The following is a 21,973-nucleotide window of genomic DNA, read 5'->3' on the forward strand; positions in this document are numbered from 1 at the left end:
TATACGATACAAATTGCTAATGCCGAAACAAGACTTGAAATAAAATAGCATAATGTCAGTTCGAGTGATTTTTGAGCTCCGAAGAAATTGTATCGAGAACTATTCAATTTAGAAAAAGCTTCTCGATACTAATTTCTCCCATTATGAATGGCCGAATCCGCTCGAAGAAAAAAAATGCTTAAATTGCGCAGGCTCACAAAATCTTAAATATTATGAAAAAACTTATCCTACTTATGTCCGCAATCACCCTGATGGTCTCTTGCAGTGATGACAATGATGATAATCCAAGTACAGAACCACAACTTATTATTAAGCTCGATTTTGACCCAAATCAACAACGTTTAGATAATTTAGGACAGCCAGCGACCATTCCGGCTGGTAATGCGGCACAAACTCCAATCATTCAAAGCATGAGTGCTAATTATATTGAGTTTGCACCAACAGCAACAACATTATTAGGGCAGGGAGAAATAATCTATGAAGGAGCAGAAACCAATGCTGGAGGAGATATGGCCATCGACTTTCAACAGTCCATTTTTGCAGGTGATGATGATGTGTTTTTGAGCATCCCACTTAGTCAAGTAGCAAACGGAAGTTACGAATGGGTAAGGGTCTCTTTGGCTTATCAAGAAGGTGATATTCAAGTTTTAACCGATAATGTTGGTGAAGTTACAGGTCGCTTGGCAAGTTTTGTAGGTTATAACAACTATATCACATCCTTTGATTTAAATGGAAGTACCATTACAGTTAATGATGATGTGCTTCAAGGATTTTGGGCATTTGAGGCTTTAGGATTTACCAGCCAAGGGCAAGCACCAGCAGGTGCAACCACAGTACCTAATCCTTTGTTTGCAACATCGCCAGTACCACAAGGCTCTTGCGTAGTTACTGGAGAATTTTCAAATTCTTTTGTAATTACCGGAAACGAGACCGAAGATATTACAGTAACCCTGTCATTTTCTATTAATAATAGTTTTGAATGGACCGAAGTCAATAATGATGGGAAATATGAGCCTTCTGCTGGCGAACAAGTTGTTGATATGGGATTACGAGGATTGATTCCTAGTGTTTCTAATTAAAACGATTCTAAATAAATAATTATGACAAGCGTCAGTTGCTAAAACGTGGATTGTACTGTATTTTTGTGGGACTAACAAAAAGATTAGATCTACAATGAGCGGAATTCTGAATTCTTCGATTGGAAGAAAGTTTGCTATGGCGCTTTCGGCACTCTTCCTAATGGTTTTCCTCGTAATGCATGTTTCCATAAATTTTACTTCTGTATTCAGTGAGGAACTCTTTAATAATTTATCCCATTTTATGGGAACAAATCCTTTGGTGCAAGGACTAATGCAGCCTATTTTAATTTTTGGAGTCATCTTCCACTTTGTAATGGGCTTCATTCTAGAAGCTAAAAACAAAGCATCTAGAGGTGTGAAATATGCAAGTAACTCTGCTAAAGATAATTCGACTTGGATGTCTAGAAATATGCTACTCACAGGTGTTGTAGTATTGGCATTCTTAGGTCTACATATGTACGACTTCTGGGTTCATGAGATGACCGTGAAATACATTGAAGGAGATATGAGTGGTTTAATCGACCCAAATAATACCGAATCCGGATTCCGTTACTATGAAGAATTACGTGAAAAATTTGTAAGCCCTGTTAGAGTAGGTATTTATGTGGTGGCATTTATACTATTGGCCTTACATTTATTACATGGATTCAATTCATCTTTCCAATCTATTGGTGCCAACAATAAATACATTAAAGGACTCAAAGGATTTAGTAAAGTTTATTCCATAGGAATTCCTGCTTTATTTATCTTCATCGCAGTTTACCATCACTTTACCCATTAAAAAAAAGAACACTACTATGTCAATATTAGATTCTAAAATTCCAGAAGGCCCTTTAGCGGATAAGTGGACAAAACATAAAAATGATATTAATCTTGTTAATCCTGCCAACAAACGTCTAATTGATGTCATCATTGTTGGTACGGGCTTAGCCGGAGGTTCAGCTGCAGCAACTTTAGCAGAACTTGGTTATAATGTAAAGGCATTTTGTTTTCAGGATTCACCTAGACGTGCGCATTCCATTGCAGCACAAGGAGGGATTAATGCAGCTAAAAACTATCAAGGAGACGGTGACTCAACATACAGATTATTCTATGACACCGTAAAAGGCGGAGATTATCGCTCTCGTGAAGCCAATGTATATCGCTTGGCTGAGGTTTCTACCAATATTATAGACCAATGTGTTGCTCAAGGTGTGCCTTTTGCAAGAGAATATGGTGGTTTATTGGATAACCGTTCGTTTGGTGGTGTATTAGTATCACGTACATTTTACGCTAAAGGTCAAACCGGACAACAGCTGCTGTTAGGCGCTTATGCAGCCATGAATCGTCAGATAGGCCGTGGTAAAATAAAAATGTATGCCCGCCACGAAATGTTGGATGTAGTGATAGTTGATGGAAAAGCGAGAGGTATTATAGCACGTAATCTAGTGACAGGAGAAATTCAACGTCATTCAGCACATGCAGTAGTTTTGGCCACAGGAGGTTATGGTAATGCATTTTATTTGTCAACCTATGCTATGGGCTCTAATGTTACTGCGGCTTGGAAAGCCCATAAGCGTGGTGCATTCTTTGCCAATCCATGTTATACACAGATTCACCCTACATGTATTCCGGTTTCGGGAGATCATCAATCTAAACTGACCTTAATGTCCGAATCGTTACGAAATGATGGACGAATTTGGGTGCCGAAGCATAAAAAAGATGTAGAAGCGATTAGAAATGGCAGTTTAAAACCAACCGAAATCGCAGAAGAAGACAGAGACTATTACTTAGAGCGTCGTTATCCAGCTTTCGGAAACTTAGTACCAAGAGATGTGGCATCAAGAGCAGCTAAAGAACGTTGTGATGCTGGTTACGGAGTGAACCAAACAGGTGAAGCGGTTTATTTAGATTTTGCATCAGCCATTCAACGTTATGGAAAAGAACAGGCATACGTAAAAGGTCTGGACGTTGACGATAAAAAAGTAGTGACCGACTTGGGTAAAAAGGTTGTAGAGAATAAGTATGGTAATTTATTTCAGATGTACGAGAAAATTGTAGATCAAAATCCATACGAAACACCAATGATGATTTATCCTGCAGTTCACTATACTATGGGTGGTCTATGGGTGGATTATAACCTTATGACTACAGTTCCTGGGCTGTATGCAGCTGGTGAAGCTAATTTTTCTGATCACGGTGCCAACCGATTAGGAGCCTCTGCTTTAATGCAAGGGTTAGCTGATGGTTATTTTGTATTGCCTTATACCATAGGTGATTATCTCGCTCATGATATTAGAACTGGCCCTATTCCTACAGATACTAAAGAGTTTGATGAAGCTGAAAAAAATGTCCGTGCTACGATTGATAAATTGATTAATAATAAAGGCACAAAATCGGTAGATCATTTCCATAAGCGTTTAGGTAAGATTATGTGGAACAAATGTGGAATGGCACGTAACGAAAAAGACTTAAAAGAAGCAATTACGGAGATTGCCGAATTAAGAGAAGAATTCCATAAAGATGTCTTTGTTCCAGGTGGTGAAAATGAGTACAATGAAGAATTAGCTAAAGCAGGCCGCGTTGCTGACTTCTTAGAGCTGGGCGAATTATTTGCTAAAGATGCTTTAGAGCGTAATGAATCGGCAGGAGGGCATTTTAGAGAAGAATATCAAACTGAAGGTGGGGAAGCATTAAGGGTAAAGGAGTACCAATACGTATCGGCTTGGGAGTACAAAGGCCAAGCAAGTGAGGCCGTACATCATAAAGAGCCACTTGAGTACAAAAATATTGAAGTGAAAGAAAGAAGTTATAAATAAAAGAGCTATGATGAACTTAACGTTAAAAATTTGGCGTCAGAAAAACTCAAATGATAAAGGAAGTATCGTTGATTATCCTGTTACGGATATTTCGCCTGACATGTCTTTCTTAGAAATGTTAGATGTCCTTAATCAGGAGCTTATTGAAAAAGGAGAAGAGCCTGTGGCTTTTGATCATGATTGTAGGGAGGGTATTTGTGGTACATGCTCCTTATATATCAACGGTAGAGCACATGGCCCCTCCACAAGAATTACGGCATGTCAGTTGCATATGCGTAGCTTCAAAGATGGTGACACTATCTATATAGAACCATGGAGAGCTAAGGCATTCCCAGTCATAAAAGATTTAATTGTAGACCGTACATCATTTGATCGTATTCAACAAGCTGGTGGTTTTATTTCAGTAAACACATCTGGGAATACTCAGGATGCCAATGCCATTCCTATCGAGAAAGAAAATGCGGATAAGGCTTTTGATGCAGCAACATGTATTGGTTGTGGGGCTTGTGTAGCGAGTTGTAAAAACTCTTCCGCAATGCTCTTTGTATCTGCAAAAGTATCGCAGTTTGCATTACTGCCACAAGGCCAAGTCGAAGCCACAGACCGTGTATTGAATATGGTAAAGCAAATGGACGAAGAAGGTTTTGGTAATTGTACCAATACGGGAGCTTGTGAAGTTGAGTGTCCTAAGGGCATATCTTTAGAAAATATTGCTCGCATGAACCGCGAATATTTAGCAGCGAGTTTTAAAGGTTAAAATTCAACATAATAGATTTATTAAAAATCCTAGGCGTTGCTTAGGGTTTTTCTTTTATTTGACACCACCAAACCCCTAATATGAAGAATTCCTTTTTGATTCTATTGCTAATAGCGATATCCTTAATGAGTTGTGCTCAACACAAAGACTCAGAAAAGTACAGATTTGATGAAGACAAGCTCCTAGAGCGTATAAAGACCTTAAGTTCTGACAAGTATGAAGGGAGAAGAACTGGAGAAAGCGGCAATGATTCTGCAAGAGCTTATATTATAAAGGAGTTTAAGGAAATAGGTGTTTCCGGATTTAGAGATGACTTTGAACAACCATTCACTTTTAAATTAAGTAATGAAATAATTGAGGGAGTTAATATTCTAGCAGAAATTAAGGGTAAAGATGTCCCGCAAAAGTATATTGTAGTAAGTGCGCATTATGATCATTTAGGAAGTAGAAACAATGAGATATATAATGGCGCGGATGATAATGCTTCAGGAGTATCAGCCATGTTGAGTTTTGCCGAATACTTGATGAAAAATCCACCTAAATATTCCGTGTTATTTGCCGCTTTTGATGCTGAAGAAATCGGTTTGCAGGGCGCCAAGCATTTTGTAAATACTATAAACAAGGAAAAGGTACTTTTAAATATCAATATGGATATGATTGGTCGTAGCCCTAAGAATGAATTGTATGTTGTTGGCGGAAGATATCACAAACCTCTGGAAAAAATTATTGCAGGTTTTGAGAATCCCACTTCGACCAAATTGCTAGTAGGACATGATGGTACTGATGGTAAAGTTAATTGGACAATGTCTTCTGATCATGCACCTTTTCATCAAAATGAGATTCCGTTTTTATATTTCGGGAATGAAGACCATGAGGCTTATCATAAACCTAACGATGATTTTGAAGATATTACACCACAATTCTATAAAAATGCCGTAGAAATTATTTTGTCTATCTTACTGGAGATTGGCGAAAAAGGTGTTTGAGTTATATGCAAAGTCCTATTACATTTTATAATGCGCAATTAGTGCATCATCAAGCTGAGGCCAAAGGTATTTATAAACAAATGGGAGTTCTCAGTGTATTGCGACTATCCATTTTTGTTTTAACAGGTTTTGGAATTTATTTAAGCTTTGAGCTTTGGAAAGTAGCCATGCTTATTGGCGCCATTGGTATAGTGATATTTCTTTTTTTACTGTCGCGGTATACAGATTTAAAAACCAAAAGAGCACTGCATAAAAGATTATCTAGAATTAATGAAGAAGAACTCCAAATAGCATCTGGCGATTTTCATAACAGACCAGATGGTAAGGAATATTCAAATCCAAACCACTATTATAGCTTAGATATTGATTTATTCGGAAGAGGTTCTTTTTTTCAATTTGTAAATCGAACCACCATTAAAGAGGGTACAGCCACTTTTGTGCAAAGCCTACTAGCTAATGATATTTTAGACATAGAAACAAGGCAAGAAGCTGTTAAGGAACTCTCCAAATTGTCAGAATGGAGACAACATTATAGTGGCATTGCCCAAGGCGTAAAAATTGAGCATTCAGCCAAATCGATAATTAAATGGTTAAAAGACTATGTACCGTTTTTAAACACAACGCTATATAGGTTGACAATTGGCTTTAGTTTGGCATCACTTTTTATTTTAGTTTTAGGTATTACTGAAATCATACCCATTAAATATGCTGGCTATTGGATGCTGTTGGGATTGGGAATTACCGGAAAGTATTTAAAGCAAATCAATAAAGTGGCTCAGAACACAGAAAAAGCCAAAGATACATTTAGACAATACGCACTGTTATTAGAACAAATAGAAAATCATAAATTTGAGTCTAAGCTATTAAGGGAAAAACAACAAAAAATTCAATCCGAAGGCTTAAAAGCATCACAAATATTTTCAAAATTCTCAAAGGCTTTAGATGCGCTAGACAACAGAAATAATTTTATTTCAGCCATTTTTGGAAACGGCTATTTACTTTGGGATATAAGGCAAACCTATCATGTAGAGCAATGGATTACTAAATATGCCGATAAGGTTGAGGATTGGTTTGAAGTGGTGACATTTTTTGATGCCTATAATAGCTTTGGCAACTATGGGTTTAATCACCAATCGTTTAGTTATCCTGAAATTACTAATGAAAAAACTACAATTAAAGCCAAGGATTTAGGACATCCTTTATTAAACCCAGAAAAACGCGTAGATAGTGACATAGAATTACAACAAGAGCAGTTTTTTATTGTGACTGGGGCTAATATGGCTGGCAAGAGTACGTTTTTAAGAACTATTGGGCTGCATATTGTAATGGCAAATGTGGGCTTACCAGTTTGTGCACAACAAAGTAAATACAAGCCTATTAGGTTAATCACCAGTATGCGAACCACAGATTCTTTGATAGATGACAGCTCTTACTTTTTTAGTGAATTAACACGACTTAAATTTGTTGTTGATACCATCGAAAAGGACAAGAATTATTTCGTGATTTTAGATGAGATTTTAAAAGGGACTAACAGTACCGATAAGGCCATAGGCTCAAGAAAATTTGTTGAGCGACTAGCGAGTCTAAAAGCTACAGGAATTATTGCTACACACGATTTAAGTCTTACGGAAATTGAAGCTGAATTAGATCCCATTAAGAACTATTTCTTCGATGCAGAGATTAAGAACGATGAGCTTTTTTTTGATTATAAACTCAAAAAGGGTGTTTGCCAAAATATGAATGCCAGTTTTCTGCTGAGGAAGATGAAAATAGTGGGGAACTAAAAAACCCTATCTGAAAATCAGAAAGGGTTTCTAAATTTTTAAGAAGAAATTATTTCTTAAGCCTCAAATGGCATTATAGAAACATAAGACTTGTTGTCTTTTTTCTTAGTAAATTGTACGATACCATCAACTTTAGCATGTAAAGTGTGGTCTTTGCCTTGGTATACATTTTCACCTGGGTGGTGCGTGTTACCGCGTTGTCTTACGATGATATTCCCTGCCACTGCAGCTTGTCCACCAAAAATCTTAACACCTAAGCGTTTCGATTCTGATTCTCTCCCGTTTTTAGAACTACCAACTCCTTTTTTATGAGCCATTGTTTAAGGTTTTTATTATTTACTTTTTAATGCTTTAAATCTATCGATGTTAGCAATGATAGCTTCATCTACTTCCTCGTGGGTTAGGATGTTTTTTCCTAATTTTTCTTTTACTTCCGCACCTAGTTCAGTTAATGCCTTTCTATTAGCAATAGATTGTGACAATCCGTTTTTCTTTAAGTGGTAGTTCAACTCATGATCTTCACCAAAGTTTACAGTTGCTCTATCTGAATTCGGATTTGCAGTTGGTTTAGCTTTTGGTGCTTCCTTCTTTGCTTCTGCTTGTGGGGCAGCAGCTTTAGGTTCAGCTTTTTTAGTTTCTTTCTTTGGAGCAACTTTCTTTGCTCCAGAAGCAGTAATGCCTTCGATTACGATTTCAGTTAAGGCTTGTCTGTGTCCATTTTTAACACGGTAACCTTTACGTCTTTTCTTTTTGAAAACGATCACCTTGTCACCTTTAAGGTGCTTTAAGACTTTGGCACTAACTTGTGCTCCGTCTATAGCTGGGGCGCCTAAAGTGATGTCGTTACCATTTCCTATGAGAAGAACATTATCGAAAGCGACTTTCTTACCTTCTTCAGTAGATAAACGGTTAACAAAAACTTTTTGGTCTTTCTCAACTTTAAATTGATGCCCTGCTATCTCTACAATTGCGTACATAGCGTAACGTTTTTATTAATTAGTTTATGAATCAAAATAGCTTTTCTCTAAAAGCGGACGCAAATATACTCCTAAATTCCTAATCTACAAACGTTTTTGGGCTTTTCGAGTAGTTTTTGATGTAAATGCAAATTAAATTAAAACGAGAGTGCTTAATTATCAGAGTTTTCACATTTTATTATGTTAAAAAGCAGGACGATTCCTTATTTTTGCAACACTTTGTGTAACAATGCATATTAAAATGTGTCAAACACAAGAACAAATTTTAAAATTAAAACACTATTAATAATGAAAAAAAGCGTATTTGCTCTATTGTCTTTTCTATTAGTTGGATTTAATTCTAACGCACAGCAAGTAGAGTTTACAGAGTTCGATTTGGATAATGGTCTGCATGTAATTTTACATCAAGACAATTCCGCCCCAGTTGTAATTACTTCCGTCATGTACGATGTTGGCGGCAAAGATCTTGGTGGAAGCCCAGAAACGGGCTTAAGGTCTGGCTTTGCCCACTTTTTTGAACACCTTTTATTTGAAGGTTCTGAAAATATTGAGCGAGGTGAGTTCATGAAAATTATACCTGCTAATGGAGGCAGATTTAATGCTAATACTTCAATGGATAGAACATATTATTATGATATTTTTCCATCTAATAAGTTAGAATTAGGGTTGTGGTTAGAATCTGAGCGCATGTTACATCCTGTAATCGATCAAATAGGAGTTGATACTCAAAAAGAGGTGGTAAAGGAAGAAAAACGTCAGTCTACAGATGCTCCATATGGTAAACTATTAGAAACCATTAATGCAAACTTATTTGAAAATCACCCTTACAAAAACTCAGTTTTAGGTTTTGTAGAGGATATTAACGCGTCAACACTTGAAGAGTTTTATGCCTATTTTGATAAATGGTACACACCCAACAATGCTGTTTTAATTGTTGCAGGTGATATAGATACTAATGAGACTAAAGAATTAGTGAAAAAATACTTTAGTGAAGTAAAGCAAAGACCTAAACCAGTTAGGAACTTCCCAGAGGAAACACCGATTACTGAGTCTAAAAAAGTTGAAGCCTTTGACGCTAATATTCAGTTACCTGCTATAATTGCAGCATACAGATTGCCGCCACAATCATCGAGAGATGCCTATGTTTTGGACATGATTTCGACTTATTTAAGCGGTGGGAAAAGTTCAGTACTTTACAAAAAAATTGTAGATGAGCAAAAGCAAGCGCTAGCGGTGCAAGCTGTAAATTTAGGGCAAGTGGACCACAATATTTTCGCGCTTTTTGCAATTCCGTTAGGTGATGTTGCTTTAGAAACACTACTTTCTGAAATGGACGAAGAAATTAAAGTAATGCAAACAGAGCTTATTTCTGAACGTGATTATCAAAAATTGTTAAATCAATTTGAAAATCAATTTGTAAACTCAAACACCAGCGTTGAGGGTATTGCTGGTTCTTTGGCAACATACTATCTACTTTATGGTGATGTTAATTTAATTAACACCCAGTTAGACTTATATCGATCAATAACAAGAGAAGAAATAAGAGATGTGGCTAAGAAATATCTAAGTCCAAACCAACGTATAGAAATCAAATATTTACCTAAAAAAGACGATCAATAATGAAAACACTATATAATACGAATTTAAAGGCTTTGACGTTTATCCTATTGGCTTTTGTCTCATTAGGTTTAAATGCTCAACTCGATAGATCTAAAATGCCAAAACCTGGTCCAGAACCAGAGATCAAACTTGAAGTTCCTTCTGAGTTCTCATTAAAGAATGGAATGCAAGTACTTGTTGTTGAAAATCATAAATTACCGAGAGTGTCTTATTCGCTTAGAATTGATAATAATCCTATTGCGACCAAAGACAAAGCAGGTATTGAGAGCATTCTTGGTGCAATGTTGGGTAATGGTACCACTACAATTTCTAAAGATGATTTTAATGAAGAAATAGATTTCTTGGGTGCCAATTTAAGTTTCGGCTTTTCAGGTGGGTTTGCAAGTTCCCTATCAAAGTATTCTGATCGAATTTTAGAATTGATGGCTGATGCTGCTATTAATCCATTATTGACGGAAGAAGAGTTTGAAAAAGAAAAAGAAAAACTTATTGAAGGTATAAAGTCAGACGAAAAAAATGTGGATGCTATAAGCAGAAGAGTAAGAGACGTTTTAGCTTATGGTAAAAACCATGCTTATGGAGAATATACTACAGAAGAGACCATTAATAATGTTGCGTTTTCAGATATACTAGGATTTTATGAAAAGTATTTTAACCCAGATAATGCGTATTTAGTTGTTATTGGTGATGTAGACTTAATTAAAGTTCAAAAGCAGATTGAAAAGCATTTTGGTAAATGGGAAAATTCAGTAGATATCGCTATTCCACTGCAACCAGCAGCACCAAATGCTCAATATACACAAATTAATTTTGTAGATAATCCAAGTTCTACTCAGTCAAGCATCTTTGTAACTAATAATGTAGATTTAAAAATGAATAGTGGGGATTACCATGCAGCGTTAATTGCGAACAATATTCTTGGCGGAGGCGGTGAAGGTTACTTATTTAAAAACCTACGTGAAGACAAGGGTTATACTTATGGAGCTTATTCAAGTTTGGGTGCAAGTAGATATGGATTAGGGCGCTTCAATGCTTCTGCCAAAGTAAGAAATGAGGTAACGGATAGCGCTGTTGTTGAGTTTTTAAAAGAAATAAAACGGATTAAAACTGAACCAGTAGATGCGCAATTACTAAAAGATTCAAAGGCAAAATATGTAGGTAATTTTATAATGGGATTAGAACGCCCTCAGACCATAGCCAACTACGCTCTTAATATTAAATTAAACGATTTGCCACAAGATTTTTATTCAACATATTTACAGAAAATAAATGATGTAAGTGTAGAAGATGTGAAACGAGTAGCGAACAAGTACTTAGGAGCTAATCAAAGAGTTGTCATTGTTGGTAAGGGAAGCGAGGTATTAGAGAATTTAGAAAAAACAGGTATTCCAATTCTCTATTATGATAAATATGCCAATAAGACCGATAAGCCTAATTATGACGTTGAAATGCCTGAAGGTGTTGATGTAAATTCAATTATTAATAAATACTTGGACGCCATTGGAGGAAAAGCTAAAATTGATGCAACAAACTCTATTTTGGCGACTTACGAAGCTTCTGCAATGGGTGCAACAATAGTTAGTGAAGAAAAGAAAGTTGATGGTAAAGCGTCCCAAAGCCTATCAATGAATGGTAGCGTAATGATGGCAGCAATCATGACAAAAGATAAAGCCACAATGAATAACAATCCGTTACCAGAGAATATGGCAAATGATATGCGTATTATGGCTGGATTATTCCCAGAATTGAATTTGCTGAATTCTGATAAAGCAAAGTTATCAGGAATTGAAGCTGTAGAAGGTAAGGATGCCTATAAAATTGAAATCCCTGGAGAAGTTATTTCTTTGACATACTTTTATGATGTGGAATCTGGATTAAAAGTAAAAGAAATACAAACGACGTCTATGCAAGGACAAACACAAAACCAAGAAACATTTTTAAAGGACTATCAAGAATTTGGTGGACTCAAATTCCCAGGTATTAGATCAGGAAGTCAGATGGGTCAGGTTATTGAGTTTAAATTAAAAGAGATTAAAATTAACGAAGGTGTAACTGACGCTGATTTTGATTAACAAACATATATAGATAAACCTATAACAAACCCTAACACGACATCGTCTTGTTAGGGTTTTTAGTCAGTAAATGTAATAGTTTTGTTTACTTTGAGCAACGATGAATATACCAAAATGACTGATTAGTTAAGACTTATTATGAAAATAAAAGCTTTAATATTCATAATAGCAATTTCATCCTTAAAGATAATTAATTGGGAACACCCACTTAAAATGTCCTTTAGCAAATTGACTATAAGTATAGAAGGACAAGTTGATATTGAGAGTCGTATTTTTTTAGATGATTTGACTGAACATATGGAAAAGCTATATGGACTGCACCAAGCTGATTTTTCATCGACAGGAAGTAACGGAACACAAGCGCTACAGCGCTATCTTCGAGATCACTTTTATTTAGAACAAAGTGGTAAAAAGCTAAATCTTAATATATACAATGTTTCTTTTTCAAAAAACGGCTTAGCATTGGTTGCAAACATGAATGTATCAGGGCGTTTAGATGTCTCTAAGAATTTATTTCTAGTTAACACCTTGTTATGTGATGCTTCACCTATGCAAGTAAATGACATAAAATATCATGGTGAACACTTTAAATTAAACATTGGTAACTCAAAAGTAAAAATTCAAATAAAATAGATGGACCATTATATTCAACTCGGTATTGATCATATTTTAGATCCAGAAGGATTAGATCACCTGTATTTTATAATGTCGTTTTGTCTTATGTATACCATTAAGAATCTACGTAAGATTGCTGGTCTGATAACGGCATTCACAGTAGGGCACAGCATTACATTAGCCCTTGCAGCGCTTGATAAGATTTCTGTTAATCCAGATTTAATAGAAACACTTATTCCAATCACCATATTAACAAGTTGCGCGGTCAATTATTGGACACTTTTAAGAGAAAAAGACTATGTTGTGCCGAAGGGATATTTGATTTACATAGTAATACTTTTTTTTGGTCTTATTCATGGTCTAGGCTTTTCAAATTTCCTATCAGCTATGCTATTTGAAGATGAAAGTATTGTGACTCCATTGCTAGGCTTCAATATTGGGATTGAGGTTGCACAACTAATCATCGTTCTTGTAGTCCTTGCGGTTCTTTCGTTGAGCGATAGGCTAATTGAATTAAAAAAAACCGTTAGATTAGTTTTGAATACTATTATTACGTTATTGGTGATTCAGATGATTTTCGCTTAAGTACGTTTATGAGATAAATAAACACCTATTAATACAAGTAATGCAGCCAAAGCTTGTATAAAACTAAACGACTCCCCATCCAAAACACCCCAAATTAAAGCTATAATTGGCATAATATAAGTAACAGAAGAAGCAAAAACAGGTGTGGAAATTTGAATTAATTTATTAAAAACAACTTTTGCCAAGGCGGTGCCGAAAACAGAAAGAATAGTCACATAGAGTAACGCATTCAACAAGTAAGGATTATGAAGTCTTTCAGGGGTAAAAAAATCGGTAAATAATAAAATAACTAAAGCTGGAATAATAATAAACACATAATTTCCTGCAGCAATAGCCAGTGGTTTCACATCTTGTAGATATCGTTTTATAATATTCACATTAGCAGCATACATTAAAGTTGATGCAATGACAAAACCCGCGTATAGATAATTTTGATTTGGGTTTAGGGCAGAACCTTTTAAAATCAATATGGTTGTACCTATAAACCCTATGATCACTCCAAATATTTGACGTTGGGTTGATGCAATTTTAAATACCGCAAATCCTAATAAAATTGTATTGAGCGGAACCAGCGAGTTAAGTATAGAAGCCACAGCGCTATCAATTTCAGTTTCTGCAATAGCAAAAAAGAAAGCAGGAATAAAAGACCCTAAAAGGCCAGAGACAAATAACCACTTCCATTTGGAGTTAGGAATTTTTTTTAAATGATAAAACCCTGCTGACAATAGAATGATACCTGTTATAATAGTTCTAAGTGCACCAAGTTGATAAGGGCTAAGACCTAAAAGGGATTTTTTAATTAGAATAAAGGAGCTTCCCCAAATAACAGAAAGAACAAGAAGGTAAATCCACTTTACACTAGGGGTTTTCATACAAAAGGAATATCAAAGAATCACAAAAATCGTTAATTCCTTCGCAAGAAATGGCAATATTTATTAGATTTAGCCAAAATTTAATAGTTTATATCTATGAAGACATTTAAGAATATATGTATCGTTGCAATTACGTTTTTAGCTTTTGTTTCTTGTAAAAATGATAACCAGCCAGAAGTTAAAACAGTAGAAGTTGCTAGTAAAGATGTTTCAAAAACTTTAGACCCTAATGCTACTTATGCTAAAGTAGAGTTTGGAATTGAAGGGATGACTTGTGCTATGGGATGTGCTAAAACCATAGAAAAGAAAATGGCTAAGATGGATGGTGTTAAGTCTGCAAAAGTGGATTTTGACAAACGATTGGCGATGGTCGAGTATGATGAGGCAAAAGTAACCCCAAATTCTCTAGAAGAAGCTGTTGCAAAAGTGGGCGAAGTATATAAAGTAAAAGACATGAAGGTTGTAGATGATTTTGATGGTGAAGCTAAAATGTCCATGGAAGATTGTATAAAAGCGTGCTGTGCTAACAAGTCAGAGGCTGAAAAAAAGGACTGTGCTGAAGATTGCAAGAAGGCATGCAAGACCAAAGCGAAAACAGCCAAATAATATAAACCATCAATTAATAACGTACTAAACGCTATCTCAAAAGATAGCGTTTTTTATTGCACTTGTAAAAGCGCAAAAGCAATGATAAGACAGCCTAAAGGTAGAAACCATAATAAGTAAATGGAAGTTGTTTTACCTTTTAGTTGCGCATTAAGAACAGTTCGTCTTTTACCATTGTAGCGCATCCAATTTTTGAATACTACAAACACTGAAATTATAACAAAGATGGTCCAAAATTTTGAAGAGGATACATTTAAAAATCTCATCTGATTGGTAAACGCTACAAAAAAAGCTGCCAAGGCTAATAGGATGGAGAGCTCTAGCAGATTGATATAAAACATAGCAATCCTAAGACTTTGCTTACCCAACTTCTTTTTGTAATGATTAAAAACAGAAATATAATAACGGTCTAACATTAGCCAAAAATAAAAAAGCCGCTGCATTTAAGTGCAGCGGCTTCAATTTTTTAATTTATGTTAGCCAAATTTAGTTACCTGTAACAATAACATTATCCACATGATATCTTGTCGTAATTCCTGGGTCTGAACCGGTGTATCTAAATCCTAATCGTATAGTACCGGATAAACAATCTAGATTTACAGGGCCAGCTGCTGTGAAGCTACCAAACCCACTTGAAGGGCCACTAGGTATAGTTACATCTTCGAATAGCGACCAGTTAGAATCGGTATTGATATCAACAAAATCTGTGGATACGTATACAGACATAACCTCACCACCATCGAAGTTGGTTTGAATATCAAAATTCAAGACATTATCCGAAGTATTATCCAAGTTAATTTCTGGTGAAATTAACCATGTATCAATGTTTGCTTCATCGGCATTAAAGGCATTACCTATGGCATAGGTATTACCACTAAAGTCATCAATTCCCCAAGTATAACTTCCGCCACTAATGTTAACTAAAGTCCATCCCGCATTAATTAAGTCTCCTTGATTACCGTAAGACTCAAAATCATCTGAGAAGACAGTAGTATTGCCAGTAGGGAATGTGTCATCACAGTCCACACCATCACTACTAATTATAAATTCTGCAGGGTCACAACGCTCAACATCGTCAAAGTTTATACCTTCAGGGGTATTAATAACAATATTAAATTCATTACCAAAAAAGTTCTTACTTAAAATAGCATTAATATTACCTCGACCAGTTGGCAAATTTAAACCACTAAAGTCAGCAAATGTACTTGTGCTAAAAACTTGGCTTGTAGAAGAACTACAACTTTCTAGAGTACGCTCACCATCAAATTCGTCAAAAGTTTCGGAGGAAAAGCTTAATTCTTGTTCTACAGCTTCTACTCTGTTAAATTGTACATCAGGAATATTTATAAATAAATTGGTTTTAGAATTATCAAAACTTTCAAGGGGTAATGGTAATGGTACTAAATCAGCTTTTTCTGCAGAACGTCTAATAATTTCTAGTTCTAAAGGGCCAGGGATTTGACTAATAAAATCACCATCTTTAAAGCCAATGGCCAAAACACCATTAGAAATACCAACATAAAGACCAGTCACTCGTACATATATTTTACGACCAATTTCATATCTGGTAAAAAGCGGGTTGACTTCTATTGGAACTTTAATTCCAACAGTTGGGTTTTCAGGTCTGTCTTGTAAAATTAATTCTTCAAAAAAATTGCCAGCTTCATCTGAAGATATCAGGTAGCCTTCCATATACTGTATAACATCATCAGGATATTGATAAGTTATGCTATTGACATTATAATTTAAGTTGCCATTATCATCTAGACCCTCATCGATTTGTTCTTGAACGAGTCTACCTAAAACAGAATTGATTGTTATTATTTCGCCGTCTAAAACAGGTTCTTCAATGTTGGTATTAGGTATGTCAAAGTCGTCGTCTTCAACACAGCTGTTAAATACTACCAAACCAATGAGTAATAGTATTAATTTATTAATTTTTAAAGTTTTCATGAGTGTAATTTTATTTTTTAAATCGGATACATGGATTATATTCGATTTCATTTTTTGTATTTTATATTGTTTTAACATAGCTTTTATTAAAATCTTAGATACACATTAAGGTAGTATGTCGTACCGTTACCAAAGAAATAGCGATTGCCAAATCTTGGGCCACCTGTATTGTTTTGTTCTTCTAGTTGATTACGGTAGTCTATTATTCTGGCTTGTTCAAAACCACCTGTCCTATAATCTTGGTTAAACACGTTGTTAATTGTAGCAAAGAAACCAACAAAGTAATCATTGATTTTCCAAGACTTTCCACCGGTTAAATTAACCAGCATATAATCATCGAAGCGTTCTTGTCTTAAAAGGTCACGTGCAATGTCTTCGTCGTAGTCAGCAAATCCAAAACCACTGATATTTACAACACCATCATTATTTTGGGCTAGAATTTGATCTAAGTCATAAGCGTCTGGATCTTGCACAAACACTCCTGAGCGTTTTAATGCGCTAGGATCTACATAAGCATGAGAGAAAAAGTTGGTGGTAACTCCAAAGTTCCAAAAGTCAGGATCTCTATATTCAAAACCAATCTGAAATACACGTTCTGGCCCACTAGACACTCTTAAATCTTCTAACTGTGTTGTACCATCTTCAAAAGAAAGATCCACATATCTATCAGAGGAGTAGTAAACGTCAGGATTATTAGTAAAAGTAAACTGACCCATGGCGGCAGCACCTTTTAATTTTATGGTTGGTGTTACTTGGGCCTCAATACCAAGTTCACCACCAAAGTTACGTCTACCGATATTTTGGATAATCTCCTGGGCTAGGTTACCAACAGACTCTGAGAAGAAAAAGTTAACTTCCGTACCATCTTCAAAGGTGGTGTAATATCCCGTGAGTCTTGCTTTAATAATAGGTGATCTAAAAATATAACTCGCATCCACAGAGTTTATGGTTTCGCTCTCCAAATCGGTAATAATTAGATTATTTTGTCTTGCATTACCAAAAGATTGCCTTATGCCAGGTGCTTTTGTGAAATGACTTGCATTAACATCTATTAAGTGCTTACCTGTAATCTTATAGGTAAGACCTCCTTTTACACCATAATTGGTAAAGTCCACTTTTTCACTTTCACCAAAAGAGTTAACTCTTGTTTGATTAATAGTAAAATCATTTTGAAAAAAACCATTTTCATAAAATCCTTCACGCTGATAACTTGTATTAGAAACACTACCACCTACATAGAAATCAACCTTGTTGTATTTAAATTGTGCTTGCACAAAAGAAGATAGCACATTGGCATTTATATCGTAATGATAACTGTATTTATCGCTTTCGCCTACGATTCTATTGGGTGTTCTTACATTACTTTGAGAAAAAGTCTCTACTGGTAATCCAAAGCCTTCTCCATCATTAAAAGGAATATTAACATCTAAATAGCCTGGCCCTCCTAAAAGGTCTTCAATACGTGCAAAATTCTCGCTATTTAAATATCTGTAGTTAACGTTTCCATTAATTCTTATGTTGTCCGACACTTCAGCATCTATGATAGAATTAAATGTCCATTGCTGATCTCTATTGACATTAGCCTGTAAAGCAAAAATATTATAACCGTTAAGGATGTTGGCTTCATAAAACTGGTTCCAATCTAATTGCCCATCATTAACAAATTCTTCTCGTGCAAAAAAGGCTGCTTGATAATCTCCTTGCGAAGGGTTTGATCCGCGAAGGAAATTACTAGGTAAAAATCGCCAATGTTCTGGTGTAGGATTTCGGGCACCTCCATAAAGCTGTCCATTTTCCTCATCAAAACGCGCTCCAAAGAAGTCAAGACGCGTATCGGCAAATTCACCAAACTGGTAAGAGACATTGGTGTTTAATTTTACTTTAGAGGTCACATCCCAATAATGGTTTAACATTAAAATAGGCTCTTCAATTTCTCTAATTGAAGCGTTGCGTTGCTCACCGTCTTGGATACCCCAACGTGGATTGTAGCGTCTTCCTTTCAATTCAAAAATCTCCTGGGTTAATGGTGTAGAACGTCCACGTCTATTTTGTGCATAAATACCAGTAAAATTAAGACTATGCTTTTCTCCAAGTTGCTTTTCAACAGCAACAAAAAACGAATTGGCATCATATAATGTGCCGTCTATATAGCCTTCTTCTCCAAATCGTCTAGATCCTAAAAACGAATACGACCAGCCACCTTCTAACAAACCAGAGCTATAACTTGCCATTATTCTACCTTGGTAGCTCCTATTGGCCGAAGCGTACGATACGCGTCCGCCACGTCTGTATTTTGAGGCACGCATCATAATATTGTTAGTACCAGCCAAATCACCAAAGTTGTAATCGTTTGCAGCCGTCCCCATTGTAAATTCTTGGTTACGCTGCACATCGTTAAGACCACCCCAATTTCCCCATTGCGGTCTTCCGTTAAGCTGTTTGTTCATCTCAACACCATTGATAAGTACTTTACCATTGGCGTTGTCTAAACCTCTTGGTCTAAAAAAAGCTGCACTAAAATCGAAAGCCGCAGCACTAAGGAAAACATCTCTAGAAGCTTGTAATAGCCCAGAAACGTTATCAGTTAAACCATCGTCTTCACCATTTAAATTATCATCAGAAATCGAGATGATAAATAAATCTTTTTTGTCACTAGAATCAAAATCTAGTGTCATACCGCTAATATCTACGGTCTGGCCCTCGTTAACTATGATTGGGTAACGCTTTGTAACATAGCCTACCTTTTCAATTTTTAGAACTTGCTCGCCTAAAGGTACATTCTGAGTAAAGCTAAATTCGCCTCTTGCGTCAGTTTTGAGGGTTTGTCCGGTTTCTTCGATAGTAACCGTTACATCAGGAATTGGTTCTCCTGTGGTTCCGTCCAAAACACTTCCCTTAACAACAGTTTGTTGTGCGAAACTCGTTAAAGAAAAGGCAATTCCGAACAGAAAGAGTAAAAAACTTTTTTTCATGCCTAATTATTGGTTGTTACAGTAGATTAAATAATAGTTATTTAAGGCGTGCAAATGTACATCATTTATAATAATTACCTACTTTTGGCAAGCAATTTGTAAAGGATATAACAATTAGATAATATATCAATCATGAAACACCTCAAAAGAAACAGCATTTTTTTAGTTAATTCTAACAAGGGTGTTCCGTCTGACTTAATTAAAAAATAAATATTATCCAGATGAAATTACAAAAATCTCTCCTTATTTTGTTCTCAATAGTTTGTATTTCAAATGCTTGGGCACAAAAAGAAAAGCGCTTTAAAATTCATACGGTAGCATTTTACAATTTAGAAAACCTGTTTGATACTATCAACGATCCGCTAAAATTTGATGAAGCAAGTCCAATGATGGAGATGAAAGCCAATCGTTCTGAAGTATATAAGAAGAAGATTAAGAATATGGCAAGGGTTATTGCCAATATAGGTGCCGACAAGGCTAATAATTCTCCTGCAGTCATAGGTGTTTGTGAAATTGAAAATAGAGACGTTCTTGAAGATTTGGTGAATGACCCTCTATTATTAGGTAAGGATTATGGCATTATTCATTATGATGGCCCAGATAAACGAAGCATTGACGTTGCTTTGTTATACCAGAAGGCTTTGTTTAAACCCATAGATTCAAGTTCTCATGAACTATTGATTTACGATGATGTAACAAGGAAGCGTGTGTATACAAGAGACCAATTGTTGGTGAGTGGAAAATTAGATGGAGATTTAATTCATATTTTGGTAAACCACTGGCCCTCTCGTAGTGGTGGCGAAGCTAGAAGTCGTTCTAAAAGAGTAGGAGCCGCTAGATTGAACAAACGCCTTATCGATTCTTTACAATCTATAGACCCTTATGCTAAGATTTTTACAATGGGCGACTTAAATGACGATCCTACAAATGAGAGTGTAAAAAAAGTCCTTAAGGCGGAAAAGGATAGAAATAGAGTACCCTTTAAGGGGCTTTATAATCCATACGAAAAAATGTTTACCGATAAGGGATGGGGAACTACGGCATATAGAGATGCGTTGAGTTTATTTGATCAAATCATCATGACCAAACCTTTATTGGATGATGATTATTCATCATTTAGATTCTGGAAAGCAGGGATTTATAATCCATCATTTATGTTCAATAAACGAGGAAGATGGAAAGGCTATCCTTTTAGAAGTTTTGCCGATGGAGGTTTTACGGGTGGATTTAGTGATCACTTTCCAGTATACGTTTATTTGATAAAAGAAGTTAATGAAAGATGAAGGGACTAAAGGTTAAAAAATCATTGAAAAGAGATGCATGAAAAGGCGCAGTTTCTAAAACTGCGCCTTTTTTATATCTCGTCATGACAATAAAATAATCTATATGTATCTTTGTGAAAAATAAAATCATCATGAAAGCACATACTGCCAGCCTAATTAATGCCATCCTATTAATCGCTCTATCGGCTTGGGGCTATTTTTCATCAGAAACCCCTTCAATTACGGCGTTAATACCAACATTTGTTGGTGTAGTATTACTGATACTTAACCCTGGAATTAAAAAAGAAAATAAAGTAGTTGCCCATATCGCAGTACTTTTAACACTGATTATTTTATTTGGATTGGTTAAACCTCTAACAGGTGCTTTAGAACGAGAGGATAATCTCGCTGTTGTTAGAGTTGTGATTATGATACTTTCTACACTATTAGCTATTGTTTACTTTGTAAAGAGCTTCATTGATGCTCGAAAGGCTAGAGAAAAATCTTAACTAGCTTAAGGATATCTTTCGAGTGGGTTTTATATCCAAAGATTCCATGGGATTTTTGCCAAAACCAAAATTAAGGCTAAGGAGTAAAAAATAGCCAACACTTTAAATTTTGGTTTTGATACTAATTTCTTCTTATGTTTTGAGTAACCAATGGTTACCAAGGTTACAGCTGCTATCATTGCTATTGGATGCTCAATGATTAGATTTCTTAAACCCGAATTCTTCATTACTTGCCCTATCCCAACTTGCCCTATAATTACAAAATAGTCTTTCATAAAATATAATAAAATACCAATGAGCAATTGGGTATGCATCAATATGAGCGTAAGTAGTGAAATGCTGAAATCCTTAGCCGCAAAATATTTATTGCTGAAGTATTTATAGTTGGCATTTACAGTTGCCAATACTAAAGTTAACAGGGCTAAGTAAGCCCAATATGAGTGAATCATTTGAAGAATCTGCATAGAAACTATAGTTAGAATACAAAAGTAAAGCTTTTAAAGATTTCTTTAACAACTAATATGAC

General features: G+C 35.6%; 20 protein-coding genes. 13 read left to right on the forward strand and 7 right to left on the reverse strand.

Going from position 1 to position 21,973, the window contains the following annotated elements:
* Positions 1-212 precede the first annotated feature (212 nt).
* The 6 genes from Q0992_RS13340 to Q0992_RS13365 all read left to right on the forward strand — a co-directional run bounded on the left by Q0992_RS13340 (position 213) and on the right by Q0992_RS13365 (position 7,404).
* On the forward strand, positions 213-1,079 hold the full coding sequence (locus Q0992_RS13340; RefSeq protein WP_299525274.1) for a hypothetical protein: 867 nt from the start codon (positions 213-215) through the stop codon (positions 1,077-1,079).
* 94 nt (positions 1,080-1,173) lie between these two features.
* Positions 1,174-1,860: a succinate dehydrogenase cytochrome b subunit gene (locus tag Q0992_RS13345; protein ID WP_299525277.1), complete on the forward strand. Its 687-nt coding sequence runs from the start codon at positions 1,174-1,176 to the stop codon at positions 1,858-1,860.
* Positions 1,861-1,876: 16 nt separating this feature from the next.
* Positions 1,877-3,877, forward strand: a complete 2,001-nt coding sequence (locus Q0992_RS13350) for a fumarate reductase/succinate dehydrogenase flavoprotein subunit (protein ID WP_299525279.1) — start codon at positions 1,877-1,879, stop codon at positions 3,875-3,877.
* Positions 3,878-3,887: 10 nt separating this feature from the next.
* Positions 3,888-4,634: a succinate dehydrogenase/fumarate reductase iron-sulfur subunit gene (locus Q0992_RS13355; protein ID WP_299525344.1), complete on the forward strand. Its 747-nt coding sequence runs from the start codon at positions 3,888-3,890 to the stop codon at positions 4,632-4,634.
* An 80-nt stretch (positions 4,635-4,714) separates the two neighbouring features.
* Positions 4,715-5,620, forward strand: a complete 906-nt coding sequence (locus tag Q0992_RS13360) for a M20/M25/M40 family metallo-hydrolase (protein WP_299525282.1) — start codon at positions 4,715-4,717, stop codon at positions 5,618-5,620.
* Positions 5,621-5,625: 5 nt separating this feature from the next.
* Entirely contained in the window at positions 5,626-7,404 is a 1,779-nt protein-coding gene (locus tag Q0992_RS13365) for a DNA mismatch repair protein MutS (protein ID WP_299525285.1), read from the forward strand.
* A 56-nt stretch (positions 7,405-7,460) separates the two neighbouring features.
* Here the strand turns inward: Q0992_RS13365 and rpmA are convergent, their stop codons facing one another.
* Positions 7,461-7,721, reverse strand: coding sequence for a 50S ribosomal protein L27 (gene rpmA / locus Q0992_RS13370; protein WP_299525288.1), 261 nt, complete (start codon positions 7,719-7,721; stop codon positions 7,461-7,463).
* Between the two features lie 15 nt (positions 7,722-7,736).
* Entirely contained in the window at positions 7,737-8,381 is a 645-nt protein-coding gene (gene rplU, locus Q0992_RS13375) for a 50S ribosomal protein L21 (protein ID WP_299525291.1), read from the reverse strand.
* 288 nt (positions 8,382-8,669) lie between these two features.
* On the opposite strand from rplU, the gene Q0992_RS13380 reads away from it, so the two are divergent.
* The 4 genes from Q0992_RS13380 (at position 8,670) to Q0992_RS13395 (ending at position 13,273) form a co-directional block, all read left to right on the forward strand.
* Positions 8,670-10,001: a pitrilysin family protein gene (locus Q0992_RS13380; RefSeq protein ID WP_299525294.1), complete on the forward strand. Its 1,332-nt coding sequence runs from the start codon at positions 8,670-8,672 to the stop codon at positions 9,999-10,001.
* Positions 10,001-12,073 carry a pitrilysin family protein gene (locus Q0992_RS13385; protein ID WP_299525298.1) on the forward strand — a complete coding sequence of 691 codons (2,073 nt, stop codon included), beginning with the start codon at positions 10,001-10,003 and terminating at the stop codon, positions 12,071-12,073. The genes Q0992_RS13380 and Q0992_RS13385 overlap by 1 nt, the downstream gene beginning before the upstream one ends.
* A gap of 138 nt (positions 12,074-12,211) precedes the next feature.
* The gene (locus tag Q0992_RS13390) at positions 12,212-12,706 is read left to right on the forward strand and encodes a DUF6702 family protein (protein ID WP_299525301.1); all 495 of its coding nucleotides are present in this window, start codon (positions 12,212-12,214) and stop codon (positions 12,704-12,706) included.
* On the forward strand, positions 12,707-13,273 hold the full coding sequence (locus Q0992_RS13395; protein WP_299525306.1) for a HupE/UreJ family protein: 567 nt from the start codon (positions 12,707-12,709) through the stop codon (positions 13,271-13,273).
* Here Q0992_RS13395 and Q0992_RS13400 read toward each other — a convergent pair.
* Entirely contained in the window at positions 13,270-14,145 is an 876-nt protein-coding gene (locus Q0992_RS13400; RefSeq protein WP_299525309.1) for an EamA family transporter, read from the reverse strand. The genes Q0992_RS13395 and Q0992_RS13400 overlap by 4 nt on opposite strands.
* A gap of 96 nt (positions 14,146-14,241) precedes the next feature.
* Between Q0992_RS13400 and Q0992_RS13405 the strand changes: the two genes are divergently transcribed.
* Complete coding sequence (locus Q0992_RS13405) at positions 14,242-14,751, forward strand: heavy-metal-associated domain-containing protein (RefSeq protein ID WP_299525312.1); 510 nt, start codon at positions 14,242-14,244, stop codon at positions 14,749-14,751.
* Between the two features lie 53 nt (positions 14,752-14,804).
* Here the strand turns inward: Q0992_RS13405 and Q0992_RS13410 are convergent, their stop codons facing one another.
* The 3 genes from Q0992_RS13410 to Q0992_RS13420 form a co-directional block, all read right to left on the reverse strand.
* Positions 14,805-15,194 (reverse strand): hypothetical protein, encoded by a 390-nt coding sequence (locus Q0992_RS13410; RefSeq protein ID WP_299525315.1) that lies wholly within the window; start codon positions 15,192-15,194, stop codon positions 14,805-14,807.
* 43 nt (positions 15,195-15,237) lie between these two features.
* Complete coding sequence (locus Q0992_RS13415) at positions 15,238-16,704, reverse strand: DUF5689 domain-containing protein (protein WP_299525318.1); 1,467 nt, start codon at positions 16,702-16,704, stop codon at positions 15,238-15,240.
* Positions 16,705-16,790: 86 nt separating this feature from the next.
* Positions 16,791-19,676 (reverse strand): TonB-dependent receptor, encoded by a 2,886-nt coding sequence (locus Q0992_RS13420; RefSeq protein ID WP_299525321.1) that lies wholly within the window; start codon positions 19,674-19,676, stop codon positions 16,791-16,793.
* Positions 19,677-19,897: 221 nt separating this feature from the next.
* Between Q0992_RS13420 and Q0992_RS13425 the strand changes: the two genes are divergently transcribed.
* Together Q0992_RS13425 and Q0992_RS13430 are read left to right on the forward strand one after the other, a co-directional pair.
* Positions 19,898-20,959, forward strand: coding sequence for an endonuclease/exonuclease/phosphatase family protein (locus Q0992_RS13425; protein ID WP_299525324.1), 1,062 nt, complete (start codon positions 19,898-19,900; stop codon positions 20,957-20,959).
* Positions 20,960-21,090: 131 nt separating this feature from the next.
* Entirely contained in the window at positions 21,091-21,447 is a 357-nt protein-coding gene (locus Q0992_RS13430; protein ID WP_299525327.1) for a hypothetical protein, read from the forward strand.
* Between the two features lie 29 nt (positions 21,448-21,476).
* Here Q0992_RS13430 and Q0992_RS13435 read toward each other — a convergent pair whose 3' ends face one another.
* Complete coding sequence (locus Q0992_RS13435) at positions 21,477-21,911, reverse strand: hypothetical protein (protein WP_299525329.1); 435 nt, start codon at positions 21,909-21,911, stop codon at positions 21,477-21,479.
* Positions 21,912-21,973: the final 62 nt, after the last annotated feature.

This window comes from Winogradskyella sp., assembly GCF_028289625.1.
Lineage (GTDB): Bacteria > Bacteroidota > Bacteroidia > Flavobacteriales > Flavobacteriaceae > Winogradskyella.

Excerpts from the sequence above, each read along its gene's own strand:
- Q0992_RS13340 (WP_299525274.1), top strand. The coding sequence starts at position 213 with ATGAAAAAACTTATCCTACTTATGTCCGCAATCACCCTGATGGTCTCT.
- Q0992_RS13345 (WP_299525277.1), top strand. The coding sequence starts at position 1,174 with ATGAGCGGAATTCTGAATTCTTCGATTGGAAGAAAGTTTGCTATGGCG.
- Q0992_RS13350 (WP_299525279.1), top strand. The coding sequence starts at position 1,877 with ATGTCAATATTAGATTCTAAAATTCCAGAAGGCCCTTTAGCGGATAAG.
- Q0992_RS13355 (WP_299525344.1), top strand. The coding sequence starts at position 3,888 with ATGAACTTAACGTTAAAAATTTGGCGTCAGAAAAACTCAAATGATAAA.
- Q0992_RS13360 (WP_299525282.1), top strand. The coding sequence starts at position 4,715 with ATGAAGAATTCCTTTTTGATTCTATTGCTAATAGCGATATCCTTAATG.
- Q0992_RS13365 (WP_299525285.1), top strand. The coding sequence starts at position 5,626 with ATGCAAAGTCCTATTACATTTTATAATGCGCAATTAGTGCATCATCAA.
- rpmA (WP_299525288.1), bottom strand. The coding sequence starts at position 7,721 with ATGGCTCATAAAAAAGGAGTTGGTAGTTCTAAAAACGGGAGAGAATCA.
- rplU (WP_299525291.1), bottom strand. The coding sequence starts at position 8,381 with ATGTACGCAATTGTAGAGATAGCAGGGCATCAATTTAAAGTTGAGAAA.
- Q0992_RS13380 (WP_299525294.1), top strand. The coding sequence starts at position 8,670 with ATGAAAAAAAGCGTATTTGCTCTATTGTCTTTTCTATTAGTTGGATTT.
- Q0992_RS13385 (WP_299525298.1), top strand. The coding sequence starts at position 10,001 with ATGAAAACACTATATAATACGAATTTAAAGGCTTTGACGTTTATCCTA.
- Q0992_RS13390 (WP_299525301.1), top strand. The coding sequence starts at position 12,212 with ATGAAAATAAAAGCTTTAATATTCATAATAGCAATTTCATCCTTAAAG.
- Q0992_RS13395 (WP_299525306.1), top strand. The coding sequence starts at position 12,707 with ATGGACCATTATATTCAACTCGGTATTGATCATATTTTAGATCCAGAA.
- Q0992_RS13400 (WP_299525309.1), bottom strand. The coding sequence starts at position 14,145 with ATGAAAACCCCTAGTGTAAAGTGGATTTACCTTCTTGTTCTTTCTGTT.
- Q0992_RS13405 (WP_299525312.1), top strand. The coding sequence starts at position 14,242 with ATGAAGACATTTAAGAATATATGTATCGTTGCAATTACGTTTTTAGCT.
- Q0992_RS13410 (WP_299525315.1), bottom strand. The coding sequence starts at position 15,194 with ATGCAGCGGCTTTTTTATTTTTGGCTAATGTTAGACCGTTATTATATT.
- Q0992_RS13415 (WP_299525318.1), bottom strand. The coding sequence starts at position 16,704 with ATGAAAACTTTAAAAATTAATAAATTAATACTATTACTCATTGGTTTG.
- Q0992_RS13420 (WP_299525321.1), bottom strand. The coding sequence starts at position 19,676 with ATGAAAAAAAGTTTTTTACTCTTTCTGTTCGGAATTGCCTTTTCTTTA.
- Q0992_RS13425 (WP_299525324.1), top strand. The coding sequence starts at position 19,898 with ATGAAATTACAAAAATCTCTCCTTATTTTGTTCTCAATAGTTTGTATT.
- Q0992_RS13430 (WP_299525327.1), top strand. The coding sequence starts at position 21,091 with ATGAAAGCACATACTGCCAGCCTAATTAATGCCATCCTATTAATCGCT.
- Q0992_RS13435 (WP_299525329.1), bottom strand. The coding sequence starts at position 21,911 with ATGCAGATTCTTCAAATGATTCACTCATATTGGGCTTACTTAGCCCTG.